The following is a 1,348-nucleotide window of genomic DNA, read 5'->3' as shown; positions in this document are numbered from 1 at the left end:
ACGTCTGTCCCTAAATCCGGTGCCTTTCGATCCCAATTGGCAGAGCCCTCAGTTCCACGAAATGCAATTACCGCTTGCTTAGTGTCCGGGTTATAGAAGGTCACGGCGTCCATTCCAGATGAATTATGTTTTTGGTCTAAGATCTTCCAGTCAGGCAAATTATTTATTCGCTCACCAACTCGATAGTCATCGTAAGCAGCATCTGACATTTCCTGATAAACTAAATCAGTAATATTTTTATTCATCATTAATCCTCCCATCACTTTTGGTTGAATGGATTCAAACCTTTACTTTCAATGAAACTCTCCAACTCAGAGCTAAAACTAAACCTTTCACTTTTCCCGGTTTCATAATTAATAGAAACTGTAAAATTTTGTTCAGGATTACCAGTAACATACCCATAAACGGTTACACGACTCATGGCCATTTTAGGTAACATTCTTCTTTCTGTAATGGTTACATCCAAATCATACGTCTCTTTCAAATACTTGATTGCTATAGATTCTGACCGATCTATAATCTCCTGATCCTCTTTGTTCACTCCTGAACACCCTCCTAATAATCCAATCACTACCATAATCAAAAGAAAACTCTTGGCAATCCGTGGCATCGCCATCCCTCACTTTACTCTGCATCTCTTCACAAAAACGGGAAGGATCGAAGAAAACTCATGATCCCGTTCTCTTCGATCTCATCCTGAGGTTTACTTCTCTTATCCTTAATGCGGCACCTGAGCACTAAAATCATCTCGACTCGAGCGATCCGCGTGATAGAACACCACATCTCCATCTCGTAACGAAAACGAGTTGCCATAGCTATCCTGCACCTGACGCTGGAACCCTTCCAGCAGCCACTGGTTCATGAGTGGGGCATGAATATATTGCAGATGCGGTGCCGCGAGGTTGCCTTCCCGAATGGATTCCAGGTTAAAGTTCACCACGATGTATCCGTCCTTCAGGAAAATTGGCGACTTCGCATCTAGCCCGCCATGGGTTCGCCCATACTCGGCCAGATTCATTCCCGCCTGAACCACATAAGGCTCTGTGGGCAAGCTGTACTCGCCATACCATTGCTGGATTGCCGCATTGGCTCGCAGCACATCTGCACTGGCTGTGGTTGGAATGTTCGTTTTCGGCCCGATAAACGTCCGGAGCTGCTCTGGCATAAGCAGCAGACTGTATCCACCGACAGGGGTTTTCATTTTCGTAAATTTTTCGCGGTAATAATCCTGGTACGCTCGTTCGCTCATCATGCCCGTGTGAATCTCGCCATAGCGATGGTATTTGTACGTCGCGGTATCACGCAGCTGCACGGCAGGCACTTGTCGCATACGATCGTTCAGAATGAC

At 45.7% G+C, this 1,348-nt stretch carries 1 protein-coding gene and 2 pseudogenes; all 3 read right to left on the bottom strand.

What is annotated here, in order from left to right:
• A pseudogene (locus DFQ00_RS28655) lies at window positions 1–245 on the bottom strand (lipase family protein); the annotation flags it as partial.
• A 14-nt stretch (window positions 246–259) separates the two neighbouring features.
• The gene (locus DFQ00_RS28650) at window positions 260–541 is read right to left on the bottom strand and encodes a hypothetical protein (RefSeq protein ID WP_110899775.1); all 282 of its coding nucleotides are present in this window, start codon (window positions 539–541) and stop codon (window positions 260–262) included.
• Between the two features lie 177 nt (window positions 542–718).
• A pseudogene (locus DFQ00_RS28645) lies at window positions 719–1,348 on the bottom strand (DUF5704 domain-containing protein); the annotation flags it as partial.

Origin of the sequence: Paenibacillus barcinonensis, assembly GCF_003217495.1 — a bacterium.
Classification (GTDB): Bacteria; Bacillota; Bacilli; order Paenibacillales; family Paenibacillaceae; genus Paenibacillus; species Paenibacillus barcinonensis.
This window is presented reverse-complemented; position numbering and strand designations above follow the sequence as displayed.